At 38.0% G+C, this 22,772-nt stretch carries 20 protein-coding genes and 1 tRNA gene; 16 read left to right on the top strand and 5 right to left on the bottom strand.

The window, feature by feature from the left end; translation table 11 throughout:
• Positions 1–11: 11 nt before the first annotated feature.
• The 13 genes from AN34_RS18135 to AN34_RS18075 all read left to right on the top strand — a co-directional run bounded on the left by AN34_RS18135 (position 12) and on the right by AN34_RS18075 (position 14,428).
• Positions 12–1,535 (top strand): lipopolysaccharide biosynthesis protein, encoded by a 1,524-nt coding sequence (locus AN34_RS18135; RefSeq protein WP_029287784.1) that lies wholly within the window; start codon positions 12–14, stop codon positions 1,533–1,535.
• 8 nt (positions 1,536–1,543) lie between these two features.
• Complete coding sequence (locus AN34_RS18130) at positions 1,544–3,184, top strand: hypothetical protein (RefSeq protein ID WP_029287782.1); 1,641 nt, start codon at positions 1,544–1,546, stop codon at positions 3,182–3,184.
• 43 nt (positions 3,185–3,227) lie between these two features.
• Entirely contained in the window at positions 3,228–4,277 is a 1,050-nt protein-coding gene (locus tag AN34_RS18125) for a glycosyltransferase (RefSeq protein ID WP_029287780.1), read from the top strand.
• 110 nt (positions 4,278–4,387) lie between these two features.
• On the top strand, positions 4,388–5,434 hold the full coding sequence (locus AN34_RS18120; protein WP_036677496.1) for a glycosyltransferase: 1,047 nt from the start codon (positions 4,388–4,390) through the stop codon (positions 5,432–5,434).
• A gap of 13 nt (positions 5,435–5,447) precedes the next feature.
• The gene (locus tag AN34_RS18115) at positions 5,448–5,990 is read left to right on the top strand and encodes a hypothetical protein (protein WP_029287775.1); all 543 of its coding nucleotides are present in this window, start codon (positions 5,448–5,450) and stop codon (positions 5,988–5,990) included.
• A 29-nt stretch (positions 5,991–6,019) separates the two neighbouring features.
• A complete protein-coding gene (locus AN34_RS18110) occupies positions 6,020–7,207 on the top strand; it encodes a glycosyltransferase family 1 protein (protein ID WP_029287774.1) in 1,188 nt (395 codons plus the stop codon).
• A gap of 8 nt (positions 7,208–7,215) precedes the next feature.
• The gene (locus AN34_RS18105) at positions 7,216–8,229 is read left to right on the top strand and encodes a glycosyltransferase (protein WP_029287772.1); all 1,014 of its coding nucleotides are present in this window, start codon (positions 7,216–7,218) and stop codon (positions 8,227–8,229) included.
• A gap of 20 nt (positions 8,230–8,249) precedes the next feature.
• Positions 8,250–9,485, top strand: coding sequence for a glycosyltransferase (locus AN34_RS18100; RefSeq protein ID WP_157263353.1), 1,236 nt, complete (start codon positions 8,250–8,252; stop codon positions 9,483–9,485).
• Between the two features lie 6 nt (positions 9,486–9,491).
• A complete protein-coding gene (locus tag AN34_RS18095; RefSeq protein WP_029287768.1) occupies positions 9,492–10,058 on the top strand; it encodes a WcaF family extracellular polysaccharide biosynthesis acetyltransferase in 567 nt (188 codons plus the stop codon).
• Between the two features lie 177 nt (positions 10,059–10,235).
• Positions 10,236–11,552, top strand: coding sequence for a WcaI family glycosyltransferase (locus AN34_RS18090; RefSeq protein ID WP_029287766.1), 1,317 nt, complete (start codon positions 10,236–10,238; stop codon positions 11,550–11,552).
• Between the two features lie 19 nt (positions 11,553–11,571).
• Positions 11,572–12,285: an exopolysaccharide biosynthesis polyprenyl glycosylphosphotransferase gene (locus AN34_RS18085; protein ID WP_082468463.1), complete on the top strand. Its 714-nt coding sequence runs from the start codon at positions 11,572–11,574 to the stop codon at positions 12,283–12,285.
• Between the two features lie 36 nt (positions 12,286–12,321).
• The gene (gene gmd / locus AN34_RS18080) at positions 12,322–13,437 is read left to right on the top strand and encodes a GDP-mannose 4,6-dehydratase (protein WP_029287762.1); all 1,116 of its coding nucleotides are present in this window, start codon (positions 12,322–12,324) and stop codon (positions 13,435–13,437) included.
• Positions 13,430–14,428, top strand: coding sequence for a GDP-L-fucose synthase (locus AN34_RS18075; protein WP_051666708.1), 999 nt, complete (start codon positions 13,430–13,432; stop codon positions 14,426–14,428). Before gmd ends, AN34_RS18075 begins: the two co-directional genes overlap by 8 nt.
• A gap of 133 nt (positions 14,429–14,561) precedes the next feature.
• Here the strand turns inward: AN34_RS18075 and AN34_RS18070 are convergent, their stop codons facing one another.
• Both AN34_RS18070 and AN34_RS18065 read right to left on the bottom strand, forming a co-directional pair.
• The gene (locus AN34_RS18070; RefSeq protein ID WP_029287758.1) at positions 14,562–15,062 is read right to left on the bottom strand and encodes a DinB family protein; all 501 of its coding nucleotides are present in this window, start codon (positions 15,060–15,062) and stop codon (positions 14,562–14,564) included.
• Between the two features lie 220 nt (positions 15,063–15,282).
• Positions 15,283–15,972 (bottom strand): YafY family protein, encoded by a 690-nt coding sequence (locus tag AN34_RS18065; protein WP_029287756.1) that lies wholly within the window; start codon positions 15,970–15,972, stop codon positions 15,283–15,285.
• A gap of 127 nt (positions 15,973–16,099) precedes the next feature.
• Between AN34_RS18065 and AN34_RS18060 the strand changes: the two genes are divergently transcribed.
• Entirely contained in the window at positions 16,100–18,580 is a 2,481-nt protein-coding gene (locus tag AN34_RS18060; protein ID WP_029287754.1) for a hybrid sensor histidine kinase/response regulator, read from the top strand.
• A gap of 29 nt (positions 18,581–18,609) precedes the next feature.
• Here the strand turns inward: AN34_RS18060 and AN34_RS18055 are convergent, their stop codons facing one another.
• The 3 genes from AN34_RS18055 to AN34_RS18045 form a co-directional block, all read right to left on the bottom strand.
• A complete protein-coding gene (locus tag AN34_RS18055) occupies positions 18,610–19,941 on the bottom strand; it encodes a sigma-54 dependent transcriptional regulator (RefSeq protein WP_029287752.1) in 1,332 nt (443 codons plus the stop codon).
• A 68-nt stretch (positions 19,942–20,009) separates the two neighbouring features.
• The gene (locus AN34_RS18050) at positions 20,010–20,324 is read right to left on the bottom strand and encodes a hypothetical protein (RefSeq protein WP_029287749.1); all 315 of its coding nucleotides are present in this window, start codon (positions 20,322–20,324) and stop codon (positions 20,010–20,012) included.
• 110 nt (positions 20,325–20,434) lie between these two features.
• A complete protein-coding gene (locus AN34_RS18045) occupies positions 20,435–20,749 on the bottom strand; it encodes a hypothetical protein (RefSeq protein ID WP_029287747.1) in 315 nt (104 codons plus the stop codon).
• A gap of 655 nt (positions 20,750–21,404) precedes the next feature.
• Between AN34_RS18045 and AN34_RS18040 the strand changes: the two genes are divergently transcribed.
• Positions 21,405–21,477 (top strand) — tRNA-Thr (locus AN34_RS18040).
• A 108-nt stretch (positions 21,478–21,585) separates the two neighbouring features.
• The gene (locus tag AN34_RS18035) at positions 21,586–22,752 is read left to right on the top strand and encodes an amidohydrolase family protein (protein WP_029287744.1); all 1,167 of its coding nucleotides are present in this window, start codon (positions 21,586–21,588) and stop codon (positions 22,750–22,752) included.
• Positions 22,753–22,772: the final 20 nt, after the last annotated feature.

Raw genomic sequence — 22,772 nt, 5'->3', positions numbered from 1 at the left:
TAAGCAATTTCATGTCGGCTTCAAAAAGAATCCTTTCGGGTACCATTGCCTCCTGGGTACAAATCGCAGTGGCGATGCTGGCGCAAATATTATTGGTGCCCTTATATTTAAGTTACTGGGATGCGTCTACCTATGGGTTATGGCTTGCTGTATTGTCTTTTTCGAGCTTACTCAGTGCCTTCGATTTGGGCTTTCAGGAATATATGGCTTATGAGTTTTTAAAACTGGGCAGTCGTGTACCAAAGCAGATAAGTAAATTACTTTCTTCAGGCATGATGGTAGCCTTAATTTTAGGCTTGATTCAGATCATTGTGGTCTTGCTGATTTATTGGCTGGATATTCTGCCTATGATTTTTAAAGATCTAGGGTCGGCACTCCAGGCCAAAGCCATCCAGGCATTTTATATCCTGTTCATTCAGTCCATCATCTGGCTGCTTTGCAATACGGTTGGTGGTTTATTAAACCGGATTATGGCCACGTTTGGTTACTTCCCCCGGATGGCATGGTGGAGTGTTTTAACCAATACTGTTTTACTTCTATCGCCAGCTATCTCAGTTGTTTTTGGGGCAAACCTTTTAACTGCTGGAATGGTAATGGCCATTGCTAAAGTTGCTTTTGACATACCGGTTTGGGTTGATATGTTAAGGCTGTTGAAGAAACATCATGTGAAAGTGATTAAGCCATCTTTTGCATTGGGGTGGACCAGTTTTCGTAAATCTACCAATCTTTCTGTAACAGGATTTTTGGAAAATGTTCGCCAGCAGGGTGCAAGGTTAATTATGTCGCCTATTATGGGTGCTGCTGGAATTGCTGTGTTTTCGACCATTAGAACCGGATCTAACGTAGCATTGCAAGGTTTAAGAACCATTATTAATCCACTTATGCCTGAACTGATGAATTTCTTGCACAAACGTGATCAGGAAAAAACTGAGGTTGCATTTAGTACACTTTGGCTCGTAACCATTGCCATTATTGCACCGTGCTTACTCGTAGTTCAAACCTTTATCCCGGTTATTTATAATGCCTGGACACGGGGTAAACTAAGTTTTGATCCCTGGTTATTTGCCTTGCTATCGCTTGGTGTATTGGTTTATGCACTATCTCAACCCAGTATTGCGGTGGTAAAAGGGAACAATTTGTTGAGGCCACAATTGTTAATTTCAATGATGAGTGCGGTTATCGCCGTGGTAGGTATATTAATCCTTGTTCCGGTATTGGGTATTAAAGGTGCTGGTATGGCTTTATTGCTATCAGAAATTGCAGCATCAGTGGCTTTTACAAAAATTGCAGAGAAGTGGTTGCGAAGTGCGGGTTTGGAATGGCCTCATCAAGGTTTTAATGTAGCCATGTTATCAGTAGCATTTACCAGTGTTGGGGTAGTTTTAATGATCGTTTTACCAGATTATGAACATTTAATTCTCACTATAGCTTTATTGCTTCTGGCTGTTAACCTCTATCGTTACTGGCTAACACTACCACAATTAGCGGTCATCAAAGCAAAAGCCATTTTAAATGTTTTCGGACATAAAAACTAAATTATATCATGAATATTTCGGCATATCAAAAAGATAAATCATATCCAAATAGGAAAACCATACCATTGGTTAAAGTGATGGTGGGCTCTACATTTTTGGGGCAGGCCAAATTTTATTCGAGGGTAATCCTGCTTATCGCGTTATTTTTTCAGTGCTATTTTTTCTGGACCACTGATAACATCATTGCCATTGCAAATATTGCGATTGTTTGGTTAATTGTAACAGAGTTTATTATTACGGATGATATGATCAGGAAATATCCATTGTCGTTATTTATTGTGATTGGCTTTGCTTCCACCCAGTTTTATTTTCCGCTTCTGTTTACTTCACTGGAGTTTAAGCCAGTGGTTTATAATTTAGAGAAACCACAGGATGTTTTTTTTCATGCAAGCCTGGTATTAATTGTGCTGTTTATTTCACATTATATTTACCGCTGGTTACCCTTACAAAGGGATCGTGAATCTTCTATTCTGAAGCGACTTGGTTTCTTTGAAACTCCTGAGAATTTGCAGTTATGGATTATGGGATTAATCGGGTTTTTGGCCAATATTTATGTATTGGTATTTAATCAATCTTTAGCTACAGAAATTAGTGGTGATGCTTCTGGAAAGGCCATTCAGGCATTATTTCCTTTCGCCTATGCACCATACTTTATTCCTTTTAAAGGGCTGTTTGGTGGTGTGGGCAAGGTTAAAAAATCTACCATTTATCTTTTAGTTGCCTTTACGATTATGTTGTTCATCGTTAGTATTGCGAGAAATAGCCGTGGTGTGTTCATGATTGGTTTCGCGTCTATTGGTTTCGCTTACTTTTTAGGCTTGCTCATCGGTATTTTCCGCATTCCTAAAGTGAATTATAAAATAGTTGTGCTGGCGATTTTTGGAATTTGGTTTGTTAACGGCCCGCTTGGAAATTTAGGAACAGCCATGTTGCTGGTTCGCTCTGAACGTTCAGACATCAGTAAGAAAGAACTGATTGAAAAAACCTGGATGGCGATGAAAGACGACCGGGCCATTGCTTTGCGCCGGTTAGAAGACAGGCAGCTTGAAAGCGACTGGGATGAACGTTATCTCGACAATGCATTTGCATCTCGTTTTGCCACCATCAAATACAGCGATGCCAGCCTGGTACAGGCAGAAAAAGTGGGTGAAAATAATCCGCAAATGCGATCGCATACTATAAACTATGTTTGGGGGGCACTTCCTGATCCTGTACTTCGGATAATTAAACCGGAAATTGATAAGGAGAGTTTGTATGCCCAATCTTTCGGAGATTATATTTATAATCTGGCTGGTGCAGGTAATTCTACCTTCGGTGGTTACCGGTTAGGCAACATGTCTGGCACTGGTATGGCTGCATTTGGATATTGGTACCTGGTCATTCTGGGTTTAGTGATGATTCCGGTGTTTATGTTATTTGATAAATTTATCATCAGGGGATCTTTAAAATACAGGCTTCATGGTAAAGTGGAGCATAATATTATTTTTAGTGTATGTGGTTTACTGGCACTTACTTCTATTTTTCAGTATTTACCTACAGAAAGTGTTGCCGGGCCATTTACTTTTTTAATCAGGGGATACATTCAAAGCCTGTTTCTATATTTTATCCTATTTAAGTTTTCTGGTTTATTCGTTAAATCCAGCAGATGACAGGATTGATTTCTAAAATCATCTTAAATTTTAATCGCAGGTAATGCTTAACATATTATATTTCGGCGATCACCGCCATTTTTCAACTGCTTTTCATCGTGCGAAAGCGCTGGAAAGAATTGGTCACAAGATTTTGCGCTATCATAATCCGGAACAAACTTTACCAGGCTATTTTAAATCTGCTGTAATGAGTGCCATTAATTTTCGCAGTGGCTACCGTTTATTGCAGCGACATGTGCAGCAAGACCTGGAAAAAATTGTTCAATCGGGTATCAGACCAGATGTAATTTGGGTAGATAACGGAGAGTTTTTCGGGAAGAAATGCCTTCAGATTTTGAGACAATTTAATTGCCCAATCATCTTGTACAGCATTGATGATCCTACCGGAAAAAGAGATGGGCGAAGGTTTGACAGTTTCTTATCCGCAATAAAATTATACGACTTAATTGCTGTAGTTAGAAAAGAAACAGAAGAAGAGTGCAAATTACTTGGTGCTAAACAAGTGCTTAGGGTAATGAGAAGCTATGATGAGGTGGCACATGCGCCTTATAAAAACGCAGCTGAAATACCGCTAAATTTTAAATCGGATGTAGCATTTATTGGTACATGGATGCGCAATGAAAATCGTGATGAATTTATAAAGGTTTTGATTGAAGCTGGGATTTCGGTTTCCATTTGGGGTGATCGATGGCCAAAGAGTCAACATTTTGAATTACTGAAACCACATTATCGCGGATCAAACCTGGGTGGTAAAGATTACATTGCAGCTATACAAGGTGCAAAGATTTGTCTTGGCCTTCTTTCTAAAGGGAACCGGGATTTACATACCACCCGATCTATGGAAGTACCCTATGCAGGCGGAATGCTTTGCGCCGAACGTACCAGCGAACATACAGAACTTTATATTGACGGTGAGGAAGCTGTTTTTTGGAGTGATGCGCATGAATGTGCTGCGCTTTGTAAAAAACTTTTAGCGGGAGATCAACTCGAACATATTAAGAAAGCCGGAATGAAGAAAGTGCGTGACTTGAAACTGGGTAATGAAGATATTTGTAAACTGATTCTTGAAAAAGGAATGTCCATCGAGATCTAATTCAATATTTGCGATCTGCTTGCACTTACCTGATGCTTATTGCATCAGCTTTTAAAAGGTTAAAACCATTTAAAGGCTAACAATTTTTCAAACTCATTTTGGATAATTTCATGCTTAACATATTATATTTTGGTGATAACTGGAATTTCTCAACAGCTTTTCACCGTGCAAAGGCTTTAGAAAGAATTGGGCATCGGGTAATACATTATCATATTGAAGAAAATCTTTCAAAATTTTTCAGGTCTACCTTAATGAAGGCCATAAATTTCCGGAGCGGTTATCGCCTTGTTCAACCCGCTGTTCAACGTCAATTAAAAGAAATTCTGCGTTCAGGGATTAAGCCTGATGTGATTTGGGTAGATAATGGTGAATTTTTTGGCAAGAAATGTCTTCAGCTTTTGAAGCAATTTAATTGTCCGGTGATACTATACAGCATTGATGATCCGACCGGAAAAAGAGACGGGCATCGCTTTGATCGTTTGCTGGGTACGGTAAAATTATACGATGTTATTGTGGTAGTGAGAAGCCAGGCTGCTGAAGATTTTAAAGCGATGGGTGTTAAAAAAGTAATCAGGGTAATGATGGGTTACGATGAAATTGCACATGCACCTTATCTTCATGACGATGAGATACCTGCAGCATTTAAATCTGATGTAGCATTTATTGGTACATGGATGCGGAATGAAAATCGTGATGAATTTATTAAAGTTTTGATCGAAGCTGGGATCTCCGTTTCCATTTGGGGTGATCGATGGATAAAGAGCCGATATTTTGAATTGCTCAAACCATATTATCGCGGACCTAATCTTGGAGGTAAAGATTATATCGCAGCTATACAAGGGGCAAAGATTTGTCTTGGCCTTCTTTCTAAAGGGAACCGGGATTTACATACTACCCGATCTATGGAAGTACCGTATGCGGGCGGTTTACTTTGTGCCGAACGTACCAGCGAACATATAGCACTTTATCATGATGGTACTGAAGCGGTTTTTTGGAATGATGCGCATGAATGTGCTACAATTTGTAAAGCGCTTCTGGCAGGAGATCAACTCGAAAGCATTAAGAAAGCTGGAATGAAGAAAGTGCGTGGGCTGAAACTGGGTAATGAAGATATCTGTAAACTCATTCTTGAAAAAGGATTATCAAACACTATTTAACTGTTAAAATTATATGCTCAATGAAAGGGATAAACAAAGACAAAGGCGGCACCGCAAGCGGTTTGAAGCACGGATAGATGCTTCGGCGATTGTGATTGCGATTAATGATTATTGCATCAGGCCAGAATTGTTTAGTTTAATTTATTCAATGCTGGGGGAGTTGCCAGATCATATCCGGTCTAAAATTCATTTATATGGAATTGATTCCGGAGATTCTGCCAATCAGTTTACCGATCTCGGATTTAAGTCGTTCACCAATCATGGCGTGCCTTTACATTATGTTGGTGTTGATAATCAACATGATTTATCCAGCCATTATGATGCAATTGATGTGCTTATTGTTTTAGAAGATAATGAAACAGGCTTAATTGCAATAAAATCTGCCTTATCAGCAGGTTGCTCAGTTATTACAAAAAGTAAAATAGCCAACAAAGTCAACCTCAATATTAAAGATCGTTTACGCATAATTGATAAACAATGTGCCTTACAACTTTCAAATCATATTGTGGCGCTTGCTACACAAAGAAGAAAATTTGATTGCGCCTTAGCCAGCTAAGCCTTTAAACTTTCTCAACCTAAATTACTATGCAAATAATATTTTTTTCAAATCCTGATTTCTTTGGATCAGAGAAAAGGCCAGCGTTTTCGAGTATGCCACGTTTTACCAATATGCTTGTTGAAGGCATGAGGGATAAATCACATGAAGTGAGCGTATGGACACCAAATTCTACCTGCTTTGATCTGCCTTTTCCTTCAAAAATGAGAAAGTGGATGGGTTATATTGACCAGTATTTATTGTTCCCGATTCAGGTAAAAAGACGGCTTAAAAAAGTTAGTCAGGAAACCATTTTTGTTTTTACGGATCAGGCACAGGGGCCATGGATGCCGTTGGTTCAAAACCGAAACCATGTGATGCATTGCCATGATTTTCTGGCACAGTGGTCTGCCCTGGGCAAAATTAAAGGGCAGGAAGTAGGGATGACTGGTAAAATGTATCAGAAATTTATTCGTGATGGCTTTAAAAAGGGTAAAAACTTCATTACGAGTTCTTATAAAACGGATACTGATTTAAAGAAGCTTTTGCCAGAAGCAAAAATGAATACTTATATGATCTATAATGGATTGGAGGCATTCTATAAACCATTGGATAAAAATAAAGTGAGAGAGACTTTATCGCCAGCGCTGGGTGTTAACCTGAATAACGGTTATATCCTTCATGTTGGTGGTAACCACTGGTATAAAAACAGAAAAGGTGTAATTGAAATTTACAATGCATGGCGATCTATGACTAAAAAAAGGATGCCATTGTTATTGGTGGGGCCGCCTCCTGATGATTTTATAGCCAAATGCCAGAAGGATTCATCATACCGTAATGATATTCATTTTCTTATTGGTCAAACTGATGAAGTAGTCAGCCAGATTTATGCAGGTGCATCACTATTTCTTTTTCCCTCATTTGCGGAAGGCTTTGGCTGGCCAAGTGCCGAAGCCATGGCCTGTGGATGCCCGGTAATTACCAGTAATGAGCCCCCGATGACTGAGGTGGTGAGTGATGCTGGTTTTCTGATCCCTTTAAGAAATGAAGAAAATCCACGCCAATGGGCTACTGATGCAGCGTTTGTGGTGGAAGAAGTTTTAAATATGCCCAATCAGGAAGCGGTAATTTTAAAATCTTTAGAAAATGCCAAGCGGTTTAATAAACAAAAAGCAATGGATGACTTTGAACAGGTTTATGATCGCATTGTAAGGTTAAACACATTAGAACCTGCTTAAATATTGTTATGGTTACTTTAATTACATCGCAAATTCCGAAATCAAGTCCGGATATTTCACATTTAATTGCATTTGAAGATTATTGTCAGGATAATAGCAGCTGGACGATTAAACAAGGTCCGAAACTTTTTAACCCCCGATCATTTTCACTCCGGTTTTTTTCCGGTATTCAAACCCTTTTAAAGCCCCTTTTAAAACGCATTAAAATTAAAGGTGCCGTACTTTCATTGGGCCTTCCTTATTACCATTACCTCACTGCAAAAACATTCCCATACTTTGGGAGCGATTGCGATTTGAGGGTACTATGGACTTATGATGTTTGGGCACCTGATTTTGATCGAGTGGAACAACTTGTTAAAAAGAGTAAAATAAATCTTTTATTGCTTTCTTCTTATCAGGCTACAGCACACTTTAAAAAACTGAATTTAACAAACTGTAAGGTTCATTGGGTACCAGAGACCATTGATGTACACGCCTATCAGTATAAAGAATGGTCAGAAAAATCAATTGATATACTTTCTTTTGGTCGTTCATGGCAACAGTACCATGAAGTAATTGTAGAGGGTTGTAATGAACATCATATTAATTACCAGTACCAGGAGCGTTCTGCAACACATGATGTTGCCGTTCATGGTTTAAAGAAGAAACTTCAGTTTCCAACTACTGCGGATTTTACAGCGGGCCTTGCCGATTCCAAAATCTGCATCTGTTTTCCACGTTGTGTTACGCATCCGGCATTGGCTGGAGATGTTTCTACGCTAACAATCCGCTATTTGCAGGCCATGGCTTCGAAATGTGTGATTATTGGTGCGGCTCCGAAAGAGATTACTCAATTGTTTGATTATAATCCTGTAATTGAAATAGACTGGGGAAAACCTGTTGAACAGATTAGGCATATCCTTGATTATCCGGAAGAATACAGCACGATTGTAGAAAAAAATTACCAAATGGTTCATCAGCATTTCCACCATCAGCAGGCGATAAACCAAATTAATGAACTGGTTAAAGACAATTTAACCTAAAATATAAATTTATAATACTAATGAGCCAAGAGCCAGTGCAAAAGATTCTTCATATCGTATCATCTATGGACCCTAAAGAGGGCGGTGTATGTCAGGCTGTAAGAACAATTATTAAGGGTTTAACTACCCGCAATATTTACAGTGAGGTGGTGAGTTTAGATAATGCAGAATCATTTTTTTTTAAAGCTGATCAGTTTACGGTACATGCCCTTGGGCGTGGAAAAGGACCGTGGAGATATAATAAAAGACTTACCTCATGGTTTGTAACCAATTTATCTTATTTCGATAAGGTAATTGTACACGGACTTTGGACTTACATGGGTTTTTCACTGCAGAAAGCAATCAAAGCTTTATCATCAACAAAAGAAGAAAAAATTCCAAAGGTTTTTATAATGCCCCATGGGATGCTTGATCCTTATTTTCAGCGTGCTGCGGGCAGAAAACTAAAAGCTTTAAGAAATGTTTTTTACTGGAAATTTATTGAACATAAACTGATTAACCGCGCCGACGGAATATTATTTACCTGCGAGGAGGAGGCGGCATTGGCAAAATTGCCCTTTAAGCCTTACCATCCGAAGAAAACATATATCACTGGTTTGGGTGTAGAGCATCCGCCGGCATTTGTAGCGGAAATGAAGGTTGAATTTGAAAGCCGTTGCCCTCAGTTGGATCATGCACCTTATCTTCTTTTTCTGAGCAGGATAAATGAAAAAAAGGGTGTTGATTTGTTGTTAGATGCCTACCAGTCGATTGTAGAATCTATGGAGGAAAATCCCCGTTCAGGGCTTGCAGGCTTGTTACCAAAACTGGTTATTGCCGGGCCGGATCTGGAAAGCGAATTTGGCAAGAAGATTCAAAGCCAGGTTAACAGTAATCACTTGCTTAGAAAATCGGTCATTTTTACAGGCATGCTTTCAGGGCTTTCTAAATGGGGGGCATTTTATGGCTGTGAAGCATTTATCCTTCCCAGCCATCAGGAAAATTTTGGAATTGCAGTTGTGGAAGCCTTAGGATGTGCAAAACCCGTTTTAATTTCCAATCAGGTAAATATCTGGCGGGAAATTAACGAAGATGGTGGTTGTTATGTTTTTAACAATACCATTGATGGTACCCGTAAGCTATTGGAATCATGGGGGCAAAGTTCTTATAAAACAAAGAAAATGATGTCGAAAAATGCCTTTTATTCTTTTACTAAAAACTTTTCTACTACGCCAGCAACAACCCGGTTTGTAGATGCAATTTCTAACCAGAACTAAACCAGCATGGAAACCTCAAACTTGATAGCTTCTGATCTTTCGAAGTTTAGCATCGGAGATTATAATGGTGGTACCAAATGGAAAATTGTGCTGTGGTATCCTATCAACTACTTTATTTTTAACAGCAGTATACCCTGGCCTAATTCATTTAAATCATGGCTACTTCGACTATTTGGTGCCAACATCGGAGCAGGCTTAATTATCAAACCAAGAGTTATTATTAAAAACCCCCAGAAGTTAACCATTGGGGATAATTGCTGGATTGGTGAAGCTGTATGGATTGATAACCTGGATGATGTTGCACTTGGCAATAACGTTTGTATTTCACAGGGGGCGATGTTGCTTACCGGAAATCATGATTACAATAAGTTTGATTTTCCTTACCGTTTAGGCACCATCATATTGGAAGATGGTGTTTGGATTGGTGCAAAATCAGTTGTGTGCCCGGGGATAACTTGTTTATCACACGCTATCCTTACTGTAAATTCGGTAGCCACTAAAAACCTGGAAGCACGAAAAATTTATTCGGGCAATCCAGCTGTCTATATCCGTGATAGAAAAATCATCAACTAATCCATCCTGGTTTTTACCAGGATAAACCATCAGCTTAACTACATATTGTTTCAGTTGTAGACATCACCCGTTGCTGATGTTTTCAGTTGCTGATCCCACTAAACTTTGCCTCTTTCATCACCCGTAAGCATGTCAATACACATTGATGTTTGGATGTGCTCGCTCAAAAATAATTTTATGGAACAAATCAACATCGCAAAAAAGCGCATCTTATTGCTTGGCATCAATTTTTCGCCTGAACTTACGGGCATTGGAAAATATTCTGGAGAGATGGTTGACTGGTTAATTAAGAATGGGTATGACTGTACAGTGGTCACCTCATTTCCGTATTACCCAAACTGGAGTGTTCAAAAGCCTTACAGAGGTCTATTTTATAAAAAAGAAGTAAACGAGACCGGAGACTTAAGGGTATACCGATGTCCGCTCTATGTGCCGTCTGTACCAACTGGGAAGAAGAGGATTTTACATGACATCAGCTTTTTCTTCACTTCATTACTAATGATGATCTATTTGCTTTTTAAACCAAAAAGTGATTACGTTTTTTGTGTGGCACCACCCTTTCACCTTGGTTTTTTAAGTGCATTATACTGCTTTTTAAAAGGTAGTAAAATGGTTTACCATATTCAGGATTTGCAGATAGAGGCTGCCCGTGATCTTGGGGTAATTAAAAACCAGTCGTTATTCGCAGTTATGCTCAAAATGGAGAAGTTCATTATGAAAAGAGCTTCATACGTTTCGACGATTTCGGAAGGAATGTTAGAAAAGGTAGCCTTAAAAACGGATAAGAAAATTTTAATGTTTCCGAACTGGGTAGATGTAGAAGAATTTCATCCTATTAACAAAAGAGATGAATTAAAAAAACAATGGGGTTTTACGCCTGCTGATAAAATTGTGTTGTACTCTGGAAGTATTGGAGAAAAACAAGGTTTAGAAAGTTTGATTTCAATTGCCAATGATTTTCAGCATCATACTTCCATTCAGTTTATCATTTGTGGAAACGGACCATACCGTAACAAATTACAGCAAATGGCCAGTGATAAAAAGCTTTTTAACATTAGCTTTTTACCCCTACAACCGCTCCATATTTTTAATGAATTCTTAAATATGAGTGACGTTCACCTGGTGTTACAAAAGAAAAACGCCTGCGATTTAATGATGCCTTCTAAATTGGCAGGGATACTTTCTTCAGGAGGTTTGGCATTGGTTACGGCAGAAAGAGGAAGCACGCTTCATAAAATCATCAGAGAACATAATATGGGTGTGGTAATTAATTGTGAGGATGAAAGTCTTCTTGCCAGCACCATTCTGGCCTGTTGTTCTGGCGATCATCAGGCGAGAACCCTCAATGCCAGGGCATATGCCATGCGGGAGCTTAACCGGGAGGTGATTCTAAAACGCTTATTTTCTGAATTAGAAACCGGAGTAGCATTAAAAACACTGGTGCCAAAGGCTAAAGAAATTAAAACAGAGTTGGTTTTTAGTAATCATAATTAAGTCTTTACAATAACTGAAAATGAATAATATAAATCTACAAGACGACTCGATTATAAATTCTTACCAAACAGAATTGACAGGGAATTTAAATGATCAGCTGATATCGAATCCGTTATTGGAAATGACAGACAGCTCATATGTATATCAGCAACAATTGAAAAGGGTTTTTGATATTCTGTTTAGTTTAACGGTGTTATTTGCCTTTAGCTGGGTTTATGTGCTTATCGCCATTCTGATCCGATCAGATAGCCGGGGTAAAGTTATATTTAAGCAAAAACGTACAGGCAAAGATGATCAGGCATTTTGGTGCTATAAATTTCGAACCATGGTGGTTAATGATGATGCACACACCAATCATGCACAGAAAAATGATGTCAGAATTACTGCCATTGGTCGCTTTTTAAGAAAATCCAGTTTAGATGAACTGCCACAATTTTTTAATGTGCTGATGGGTACCATGAGTGTAGTTGGACCACGGCCACATATGTTAAAGCATACTGAAGAGTACCGTGCAACCATTGATAATTTTATGGTACGCCACAGTATTAAACCGGGTATTACAGGTTGGGCACAGGTAAAAGGCTTTAGAGGAAATACTACAGGAAATGAAATGATGGAGAACCGGGTAAAACATGATATCTGGTATTTAGAAAACTGGTCAAATAAACTCGATCTAAAAATTATTATGCTCACCGCCAGGCAGGTTTTGAGGGGGCATGAAAACGCATTTTAAAAGGAACATAAAAACATTTTATAAATAAAAAAGGCAATGAAAAAAAAGGCATTAATTACAGGCATAACCGGACAGGATGGTGCATACCTAACTGAACTTTTATTGGAAAAGGGTTATGAAGTACACGGCATAAAAAGAAGGAGTTCACAGTTTAATACTGACAGGATTGATCACTTGTATCAAGGGCCGGAAGTAGAAAACAGAAGTTTGGTTCTTCATTATGGCGATTTAACAGATTCTACCAATTTAATCAGGATCATTCAGCAAGTTCAACCTGATGAGATTTATAACCTTGGCGCAATGTCTCATGTACAGGTAAGTTTTGATGTTCCGGAATATACGGCTAATGCAGATGGGATTGGAACATTGAGAATCTTAGAAGCCATCAGAATTTTAGGCTTACAAAAGAAAACCAGAATTTACCAGGCTTCTACTTCAGAACTTTATGGCTTGGTACAGGCCGTTCCACAAAGTGAAACCACTCCTTTTTACCCTAGATCGCCATATGCAGTAGCTAAAATGTATGCTTACTGGATTACTGTAAATTATAGAGAAGCATATGGCATGTATGCTTGTAACGGTATTTTATTTAATCATGAAAGCCCGCTTAGAGGAGAAACTTTTGTAACCAGAAAGATTACAAGAGGTGTAGCTAAAATTGGTTTGGGTCTTCAGGATATGCTTTATTTAGGAAATCTTGATGCCAGAAGAGATTGGGGCCATGCGAAAGATTATGTTGAAGCCATGTATTTAATTCTTCAGCAAGAATCTCCTTCAGATTTTGTGATTGCTACTGGGATCACCACGCCGGTACGTGAATTTGTAAAGTTGGCTTTTGCCGAAATTGGTATAGAAATCGGTTTCTCTGGAACAGGTGTAGAGGAAAAAGGATTTGTGGTGTATTGTAATCATCCAGATTATCAATTGGAAATTGGAAGAGAAGTGGTGGCTGTTGATCCAAAATATTTCAGACCTACGGAGGTAGACCTTTTGGTTGGCGATCCAAAAAAATCAAATGAATTGCTTAACTGGACACCCAAATACAATTTGCAAATGTTGGTAAGCGAAATGGTTGAAGCCGATATTCAGCTTTTTAGAAAAGATCAATTGCTTAAAGAATCGGGTTACACCATAAAAAATCAATATGAATAAGATAGAACAGACGGATTTAAAAAATTTAGAGGCTAAGATTTATGTCGCAGGCCATAAGGGAATGGTGGGCTCTGCTATAGAAAGAGCCTTAACCCAGCAGGGTTATACAAATATTGTTAAAAGAACATCAAAGCAACTGGATCTTACAGATAAGTTAGAGGTAGATCATTTCTTTGCTACAGAAAAGCCTGAATACGTTTTCTTAGCTGCGGCCAAAGTAGGTGGGATATTGGCGAACAATACCTATCCTGCTGATTTTTTATTCCAGAATATTAACATTCAGAATAATGTAATCCACGCATCATTTGTAAATAAGGTAAAGAAACTTTTATTTCTGGGTTCATCATGCATTTATCCAAAACATGCACCGCAGCCCATAAAAGAAGAGTACTTATTAACTGGCGAATTAGAAGCTACCAACGATGCTTATGCGATTGCTAAAATCTGTGGCATTAAAATGTGCCAGGCCTATACAAAGCAATATGGGGTGAACTTTATTAATGCAATGCCGACTAATTTATACGGTAAAAATGATAATTATCATCTTGAAAATTCACATGTTTTACCAGCCTTAATTCGTAAAATACATGAGGCAAAGGACTCCGGAGCAGCTGAAGTAACCGTTTGGGGTACCGGAACGCCTAAAAGAGAATTTCTTTATGCAGATGATTTGGCAGAAGCCTGCATTCATCTGATGAAAGTATATAACAGCAGTGATATTGTAAATATTGGTACTGGCGAAGACCTTACTATTAAAGAACTTGCTACCTCTATTTCAAAGGCTTTGGAGTATGATGGAAATTTAATTTTTGATGTGTCTAAACCTGATGGAACACCTCGAAAACTGCTTGATGTTTCAAAGATTAAAAATACCGGTTGGCAACCTAAAGTAGGTTTAGATGAAGGCGTGCTTTTGGCCTATCGGGATTATTTACAACAAATAAACGCTTCTAAAATGGCTGTTCGTAATGAAGCGCTTTGTGTATCGTAAACACTGAGCGGTTTATATGGATGGCTCATCCAGTATAATAAAGAAACACTTTTTTATAGTGTGTCACTGGGGACAATTGAAAAACCCTGAGCCGGATGGCCAGGGTTTTATTTTTTCTAATTTTTCCTGTTGATTAAAACCACTGCTCATCTGCGCTTGGACCGTAACTTCCTGGAATGGGAATGTTTAAAAGGCGCAGATAGACACCCAACTGTGCCCTGTGATGAATGGTTTGGCTTATCGAAACGCGAATCGTTTCATATTTGGTCCATTCGCCTAAAATCATTTCACCATTGCGCAACACCCATGGCTTGTCGAAATTTTCTACATTCGCCTGCATCAATTCTGATGTGCCTTTTTCATAACTATCTTCCAGCAGTTTCAGTAAATCATCATTATTTTCTATTTGCTTTTCCTCATAAGGGGTGGTAGCAAAATTCAATCCATCGGTATGGATAGCCAGGCTAATCCATTCTGGTAGCTCTGCAATGTGGCTGGCCAGCGATTTCAATTTCATGCTTTTTGCATGTGGTGCCCAGTCAAATTTATCTGTTGGTACCAATGCCAGAAATTTTTTGGTGGTGTTAAATTCTGATGCTAATTCTTTTAATAATAATGCTTTAATAGTGTCCATATTTTTTTGTTTTGATTTTTCAATTGATTGTAATTCGATTAGTAATAAGTCTGCGAAGCTCATCGTTTTTTCTTTTGTTTGTACAAAGAAAATAAGGGCTACTGACAACCCTATGGCAGTGCCAAAAAAATAATTTTAACAGATGTGTTATTGTTAGGAAACTAAAGGCAGGAAAACTGGAATTGCGATGATAAGACAAGTGCCTTATTCCAATGAAGAATCAAAAATTAACCGGTAACAGGCTCATGTAATCGCTAAGTGGCATGTGATCTCGTTTGATAAAAGGTGTTCCCAGATTTTTTAAACAAGCAATGCGCAGTAAATTAAAATCACGGTATTCATTTCTGAAATGGCACCAGGCGATTAAGTGCCAGCCGAACGCATAAAAAATTAGTCCAATGGGTTCAACAGTTCTTTTGCTTGCTATTTCCTTTGCATTTTTATAATCGAGCTCAATTAAATTTTTTTCAGAAATGGCATGCTGAATAAGGGAAAGGTAAGTGTAGTTGAAAGTTAAGCGTTCTGGAATCTGTAGTTTGATGTGTTGATTCAGTGATTCTAACTTCTCTTTTTGTGCAGATTTTAAAACCGCTTTTACTTTTGTAAGTGCTGCAGAATAATGAGAACGGATGGAATGATCTGTAAAACCATTAACCAGGCTTTCTACTAAAAGCAAGGCACTTGCTTCATCCATATTAAAAGATACAGGTGGTAGAAAATAGCCCTGCACCAGAAAATAGCCTTTGCTTTGCTCAAAACTAATTGGAATGCCCTGCTCGCCCAAGGCTTTTATATCCCGGTAAACAGTGCGTACACTCATATCAAAACGCTGTGCAATCTTCTCTGCAGTAATGTGTTTTGTAGATTGCAGTAGGATTAAAATTCCGAAAAGGCGATCAATGCGGTTCATGTTTTTCAGGCTTAAAACAAAACTAAGTAAATAATTTAAACCTTTTGGGGGTACAATTGTATTATATTGTTCGATATGTCTTTTGAACGAAAATTTCGTTAAATATGAAGACACAAATCTACAGTTCATGGCAGCCGCAATTCAGAAGCGTTTTTTCCGGGCAGTAAAAAGTAAAGTCATCATCGGATTTTTATTCGCTTGTTTTGCCTTGCTGTTGGCCTGGGGGATCAGCAAGTTTGCCTTCACCAGAATGCTGAATACAGTTGAAGAAATTTCTGCTCCGAATGACAGGCTCCGAATTGTAAATGACTTGTCGCATAAAATTGCCCGGCTTGACCAATTGCAAAGAGACGAAGCTTTCAACAAGCAAGGCAATAATAGCTTTTTGCGCGAATCAAGAAAACTGAGGTCGAGTTTAGATACCCTTCGTAAACTTTACACGGGAGATTCCTTACAGCTCACCAGGATTAAATCCATTAAGCGCTTGCTGGTAGAACGCGACAAACAGTTTATTGCTTATTTAAAAGTTCGCGAAACTTTGGTGAATACCAAGTCTTTTTCTAACGAAGTGCAGAAACTTAATGAATTGGTGGCTACACGTTCGCGGCAAACTGATAGCGCTGTTTTAACTACAGAAACCACTACCTCAACCACTACTGTTGCGCCTGAAGAAGAAGAGAAATCAAGAGGTTTTTTGAGTAAACTTTTTGGAAAAAAGAAAGCTGACGTTTATAAAATCATTAACGAAGAGTTTAAAGTAAAACGTGATACGCTGAATGCTAAAGCTGAAGACAGTATTATGAAAAGTATGACTGGCTCTTTAAAAAATATCGAGCTGGAGCAACGTCAGAAGAGCCAGAAATTTTTAAAACGTGAAGCAGATCTGTCTAATGCAAGTAATGCCCTTACTAATCAAATGCTCCAGATTTTAAGGGAAGTTGAAAGTGAAGCGGTAGCACAGGTAGATTTGAACGGCATTCAGGCGAAGGAAGTTGTAAATGATGGGATCACCCAGATTACTGTAATTATTATCATTTTCTTTTTCCTCACCGTCATCTTGCTTTACCTTATTCTTACAGATATTACAAAAAGCAATAAATACCGTAAAGCATTAGAAGAAGCTAAAGACCTGGCTGAATACCACGGCAAGGCGAAGCAACGGTTTCTATCGAATATGAGTCATGAGATCAGAACTCCCTTACAGTCTATTTTGGGTTATGCTGAGTTAATTTCACAACAAAACCATCCAGAGAAAAAAGATGTTGAGGCCATCTATCAATCCTCTATTCATTTGCTTCAAATTGTAAACGAAGTGTTGGATTATAACCGCATCATTTCTGGTGAGTTTAGCTTTAATAACCAGGTTTTTGATATCAAGAAAATTTTAGGAGAAGTCACTTCAGTAATTCGTCCACTGGCCGAGCAGAAATTACTGCAATTGGTGATCAATTTAGATTTAGGTGATGTTGAATTTGTTAGCGGAGACGCTTTCCGGCTAAAGCAGATTCTCTTTAATTTACTTGGAAATGCAGTAAAGTTTACCTTGAAGGGAGCAATAACGCTTAATGTATCTTGCAAAAAGCAAAATGGAAATCTTCACTTTAATTTTACGATAAAAGATACGGGAATAGGTTTTGATGAAAAGGATATTCCTAAAATTTTTAATGAATTTGAACAGATTGAATCGCCGGAACAATACGTGCTTAATCAAACCGGAACGGGCCTAGGTTTGCCTATCGTAAAAGCATTAATTGATGCGCAAGGCGGAAGAATCCATGTGAAGAGTAAACCTGGAGTAGGTACTACCTTTAATATTTACCTTACCTATCTCGAAACTTCAGAAAAAATGATTGATCCGCTTGATTTGGAACACTATGCTATCGTGGATCCGGGAATGGTTTGGGTGATTGATGATGATAGGTTAATTCTTGACCTCTGCGGATTAATTTTTGAAAAGAATCATATTCCCTTCAAAAGTTTTAACCAAGTTGCTGATATCCTTCATGAGGAAGCTGATTCTCAACTAAAATATGTGTTAGTGGATATGCGATTGCCTGAAATGACCGGGCTGGAACTCTGTCATATCCTGAAGAAAAAACTACCAAATGAGGTTAAATTCTATGCCATTACTGCCCAGGTATTGCCAGAGGAGCGGGAAATGGTTTTAAGTGAAGGGTTTGACGGATTAATTATGAAGCCTTTCCGCGCAGTAGATTTACTGTCTATTTTTGATAAGAAAAAGATTGAAAGTAAACCGCCTGAATTTGATTTTTCATCAATAGAAAAAATGACTTTCGGCGATCAGCAGATGCTTGAAAAAATATTATCAAGATTTAAACAGGACTGTATCAGTGATTCTGCAGAATTAAAAATGCACCTGGACGAAAACGATCAGGATAAAAGCAGGCTAATTGTTCACCGCATTGCTGGGAGAACTGCACAAATGGGTTCCAAAACACTGTCGCAGGCATTGCGACAACTTGAAATAGAAATTGCAGATAATGGTTTGAACCAGCAAATTAAGGCAGAAGTATTGAATCAACTGACCAAGCTGGATGCGCTAGTTGTGGTATTAAAGGAAATGGAAACAGCTGGCGAGACATCGTAAGTGTTTGCGTGTCTTATTTGATGGTTAGCTTACTCAATTCCGTATCGCTCCATTTTTGAATAAAGCGTTTTTCGATCAATATTAAGCATTTTAGCCGCTTTAGATTTGTTATGCTTTACCTTAATTAAGGTTTCGGCGATTAAAGTTTTTTCATTCTGCTCATTTACAGCCTTTAAATCTGAAGCATTTCCCGGCATAGTTTGCTGGTTAACAGAAATCATCATTTCATCTGGCAAGGCATTAACCTGGGCTACTTCGCCAGGCGTTAATAATACCATGCGTTTAATTACATTACTAAGCTCTCTTAAATTTCCCGGCCAATCATAATTTAGCAATAGAGATTTTGCTTCTGCAGAAATACTTTTCACATTTCTTTCCAGGTCACGATTGGATAGTTGTACAAAATGATTGATAAATAATTCTAAATCACTGCCCCTGTTGCGCAGTGGGGGTAACTGAATTTTAAATTCGTTTAGGCGATGGTATAAATCTTCTCTAAATTCGCCACTGGAAATGCTGTTTAATAAATCGTCATTGGTGGCTGTAATGATCCGAACATCAACGGAAACTTGTTTAGTGCTTCCTAGAGGTTGAATCACCCGCTCTTGCAGGGCCCGAAGCAACTTAATCTGTACTTCATAACTCAGATTTCCCACCTCATCTAAAAATAAAGTGCCACCATTTGCTGCTTCAAACTGGCCCTTTTTATCATTTAATGCACCTGTAAAGGCGCCTTTAACGTGCCCGAACAATTCGCTTGCCGCTAAATCTTTTGATAAAGCACCACAATCAATAGCTACAAAAGGCTTACCTGCCCGTTTGCTCTGCTGATGTAGTGTTCTGGCTGCAAATTCTTTTCCTGTACCACTTTCACCCTGAATAATAACAGACATGTCTGTGGGTGCAACCAGGTCAATGTGTTCATATAACCTATCGGCAATGGCACTTTTACCTTTAATCAGATCTGCATCCGCAGTTTCAATTTTAATATCTTTTGATTCTTTTTTTACCAATGAATTTTTAATTACCATTAAAAGTTCATCCGGGTTAACTGGTTTTGTAATGTAATCAAAAGCACCCATCTGCATAGATTTTACTGCTGTGCGTACATCATTAAAGCTGGTCATGATGATAATGGGTGTAGAAATACCCAGATCTCGGGTGTGCGTAATTACTTCAAAACCAATTCCATCAGGTAGGCGGTAATCAGTTAAAAATAAATCAAATGTTTCATTCTCAATTAATTTGAAAGAAGGTTTGATATGTGTTGCCAGGGTGATTTCATGCCCATGTTTAGTCAAAAAACCTTCCAGCAATTGTGCAAATGTTGTATCGTCTTCTAAAATCAGGATTTTCGCCATACAACAAAAATAAGAAAAGCCAGTTAAAAACTGGCTTTCTTATAATAGGTAGATGTAATATTTAGGGATTATTCAACTGGTTTACCGTCTTTATCGATTTTAATCGAACCAGTTTCAGCTTCTTTTTTTACATTGATCACGAAATATTCCTTCGTACCATCTTTAACTGCGAAAGCTTCTGTAGCTGTCCAGCCTTTGTAAGTATCAGATTTTAATGCTGTAGTTACTGGCTCTGGTAATTCTTCCAATTTAATTGGCGTTTTCACTGCGCTATCTTGAACTGCAACAATTGCAGCATTCTTCATTGTATTTACTTCACTTGCTTGTACTGCTGAGAATCCTGCAAAGGCTAAGAACGCAGCTGATAAAATTAACTTTTTCATCTTTTTAAAATTTTAGGTTGATGAAACTATTTAATAGTTTCGTGATTCGTTTTAGTTGAGCGTAGCCCTCAGGCTACGCTTATGGTTGATTATACCTTCTGGCAATTTAATTATTGAACTGGTTTACCTTCTTTGTCAATTTTTACTGATCCGGTTTCTGCTTCTTTCTTAACATTGATTAAGAAATACTCTTTTGCACCTTCTTTAACTGCCCATGCTTCAGTAGCTGTCCATCCTTTATAAGCATCTGACTTTAATGCTGTAGTTACTGGTTCTGGAAGCTCTTCTATTTTAACTGGAGTTTTTACTGCACTATCTTGAACTGCAACAATTGCAGGATTTTTAATTGTATTTACTTCACTTGCTTGTACTGCTGAGAACCCTGCGAACGCTAAGAATGTAGCTGATAAAATGAACTTTTTCATAGTATATAAATTTTAATATTTAATATGTGTAACAATACTTGCTAATGTTTCATAATGATGCCAAAGTAAGGGTTAATATTTAAGTATTTGTTTGTCAGTTATTTATGTTTATGCCAAAAAATATTTATTGTGGAATTTCTCCACAAGTTGTGGGTATTGACTACAAGTTGGTTTTGTGATTCATCATTGTAAGGTGGCATGAAGAAGCAATCTGCTTTACAAGCAATCTTCGATGTAGATTGCTTCAGCAAATGAAGAATTTGCTTCGCAATGACGGTTTTTGAGGGAATTCCTCAACCCATTCGTCATTCTGACCTGTAGCGCAGCGGAAAGCTACGGATTAAATTTAGTTCAGCAACTATTTTGATAAGATCCTGAAATCAAGTTCAGGAGGACGATCCCTTAGGTATTGTCATTGCGAACTGAAGGTGGGATTTAGCGCTGGAGTGAAGCAATCTCTTTTGCTAAATAGATTGCTTCGGACAATGACGAGAGTTTGTTATTACTGTACAAGAGTCTACTGTATGGACTTCTTATTAGATTAGCTCCTCTTATATTCGTTTCTGCATAGCAGCTTCAGCAGTTAAACACTATAAAAATTTAAAATAAATTTCCTCCGAAGAATATTTTTTTCTATCATTGCAGCCCGATAAAAGCCTCCTTAGCTCAGCTGGTAGAGCAACTGACTTGTAATCAGTAGGTCATTGGTTCGATTCCGATAGGAGGCTCTTTTTTATTTACGATTGTAGATTTTACAATTTTAAATTATTTCAAAAGCCAAAATTTTCTTCCGGCATTTTACTATTCGTTAAAATTACAAATCCTAAATTCGCTTTATGCTAAGATATTTTTCAGCCGATTGGATCTTTCCTGTAAGCTCACCGCCTTTAAAAAATGGTGGCATTTCAATGGATGAAAATGGAACAGTTATCGGCATCTACACTGCCGAACAGATAAGTGAACTTAATGTAACACATCAGAAATACACAGGAGCCATTGTTCCAGGTTTCATAAATACCCATTGTCATTTGGAATTATCCCATATGATCGGGCAAATTCCGGAGCAAACTGGTTTAGTGAACTTTGTTCAAAGTATTATTAAAAGCAGGTTTGCCGAGGCTGAACAAATTGAAATGTCAATGCAAGCTGCTGATCAGCAGATGTTCGATAATGGCATTGTAGCAGTAGGTGATATTTCCAATCAAATCACATCAAAAGGAGTTAAGCAGCAAAGCAAAATTCATTATCATACTTTTATTGAGGCTTTAAGCTTTAACCCTGAACGAGCAAATGCTACAATGAATGATGCAAATGAGATCAAAAATCAGTTTTCGCCTTTGTCTGCCTCAGTGGTGCCACATGCGCCCTATTCGGTATCGCCAGAACTTTTTAAATTAATTAATGAAGCCGCAGAACAAGATAATGCCCTTTTGAGTATTCATAATCAGGAAACTACTGATGAAAATTTGTTTTTTGAAAATAAGTCAGGTGGTTTCCTGGACCTTTATAAGTTTCTCGGATTAGATATTTCCTTTTTTATGCCGTCAGAGAAAACTTCCCTGCAAACCTGGTTGCCCTATATTAAAAAACAAAAAACACTATTGGTTCATAATACGGTTTCAGATCTGGACGACATCACCTTTGCAAAACGAAACCACCACAATTTATATTGGTGTTTATGTCCGCAGGCTAATTTATATATCGAAAATTCATTACCGGATGTTGATTTACTCGTTCGGGAAAATTTAAAAATTACCTTGGGAACCGATAGTTTGGCCAGTAATCATCAGCTGAATATTTTAGCCGAAATGAAAACTTTACAAGAACACAAAAAAGTAGCTTTTGAAAAGCTTTTGCAATGGGCAACGATTAATGGCGCTGAATTTCTTGGATTGAATGCACAATTAGGTACAGTAGAACCGGGTAAAAGACCCGGATTAAATCTGATCCAGTTATCGGAAGATTTTATTATTCAAAGTGATCAGATTATAAAATTAGCTTAATAAACTAAAAATTTGATCTA

Source organism: Pedobacter sp. R20-19, assembly GCF_000708265.2.
Classification (GTDB): domain Bacteria; phylum Bacteroidota; class Bacteroidia; order Sphingobacteriales; family Sphingobacteriaceae; genus Pedobacter.
The sequence above is the reverse complement of the archived record's forward strand: the minus strand, read 5'-3'. Positions and strand labels throughout refer to the sequence as shown.

Bases quoted from the DNA above. Each gene is read 5' to 3' on its own strand.
- AN34_RS18135 (WP_029287784.1), top strand. From the start codon at position 12: ATGTCGGCTTCAAAAAGAATCCTTTCGGGTACCATTGCCTCCTGGGTA.
- AN34_RS18130 (WP_029287782.1), top strand. From the start codon at position 1,544: ATGAATATTTCGGCATATCAAAAAGATAAATCATATCCAAATAGGAAA.
- AN34_RS18125 (WP_029287780.1), top strand. From the start codon at position 3,228: ATGCTTAACATATTATATTTCGGCGATCACCGCCATTTTTCAACTGCT.
- AN34_RS18120 (WP_036677496.1), top strand. From the start codon at position 4,388: ATGCTTAACATATTATATTTTGGTGATAACTGGAATTTCTCAACAGCT.
- AN34_RS18115 (WP_029287775.1), top strand. From the start codon at position 5,448: ATGCTCAATGAAAGGGATAAACAAAGACAAAGGCGGCACCGCAAGCGG.
- AN34_RS18110 (WP_029287774.1), top strand. From the start codon at position 6,020: ATGCAAATAATATTTTTTTCAAATCCTGATTTCTTTGGATCAGAGAAA.
- AN34_RS18105 (WP_029287772.1), top strand. From the start codon at position 7,216: ATGGTTACTTTAATTACATCGCAAATTCCGAAATCAAGTCCGGATATT.
- AN34_RS18100 (WP_157263353.1), top strand. From the start codon at position 8,250: ATGAGCCAAGAGCCAGTGCAAAAGATTCTTCATATCGTATCATCTATG.
- AN34_RS18095 (WP_029287768.1), top strand. From the start codon at position 9,492: ATGGAAACCTCAAACTTGATAGCTTCTGATCTTTCGAAGTTTAGCATC.
- AN34_RS18090 (WP_029287766.1), top strand. From the start codon at position 10,236: ATGGAACAAATCAACATCGCAAAAAAGCGCATCTTATTGCTTGGCATC.
- AN34_RS18085 (WP_082468463.1), top strand. From the start codon at position 11,572: ATGAATAATATAAATCTACAAGACGACTCGATTATAAATTCTTACCAA.
- gmd (WP_029287762.1), top strand. From the start codon at position 12,322: ATGAAAAAAAAGGCATTAATTACAGGCATAACCGGACAGGATGGTGCA.
- AN34_RS18075 (WP_051666708.1), top strand. From the start codon at position 13,430: ATGAATAAGATAGAACAGACGGATTTAAAAAATTTAGAGGCTAAGATT.
- AN34_RS18070 (WP_029287758.1), bottom strand. From the start codon at position 15,062: ATGGACACTATTAAAGCATTATTATTAAAAGAATTAGCATCAGAATTT.
- AN34_RS18065 (WP_029287756.1), bottom strand. From the start codon at position 15,972: ATGAACCGCATTGATCGCCTTTTCGGAATTTTAATCCTACTGCAATCT.
- AN34_RS18060 (WP_029287754.1), top strand. From the start codon at position 16,100: ATGGCAGCCGCAATTCAGAAGCGTTTTTTCCGGGCAGTAAAAAGTAAA.
- AN34_RS18055 (WP_029287752.1), bottom strand. From the start codon at position 19,941: ATGGCGAAAATCCTGATTTTAGAAGACGATACAACATTTGCACAATTG.
- AN34_RS18050 (WP_029287749.1), bottom strand. From the start codon at position 20,324: ATGAAAAAGTTAATTTTATCAGCTGCGTTCTTAGCCTTTGCAGGATTC.
- AN34_RS18045 (WP_029287747.1), bottom strand. From the start codon at position 20,749: ATGAAAAAGTTCATTTTATCAGCTACATTCTTAGCGTTCGCAGGGTTC.
- AN34_RS18035 (WP_029287744.1), top strand. From the start codon at position 21,586: ATGCTAAGATATTTTTCAGCCGATTGGATCTTTCCTGTAAGCTCACCG.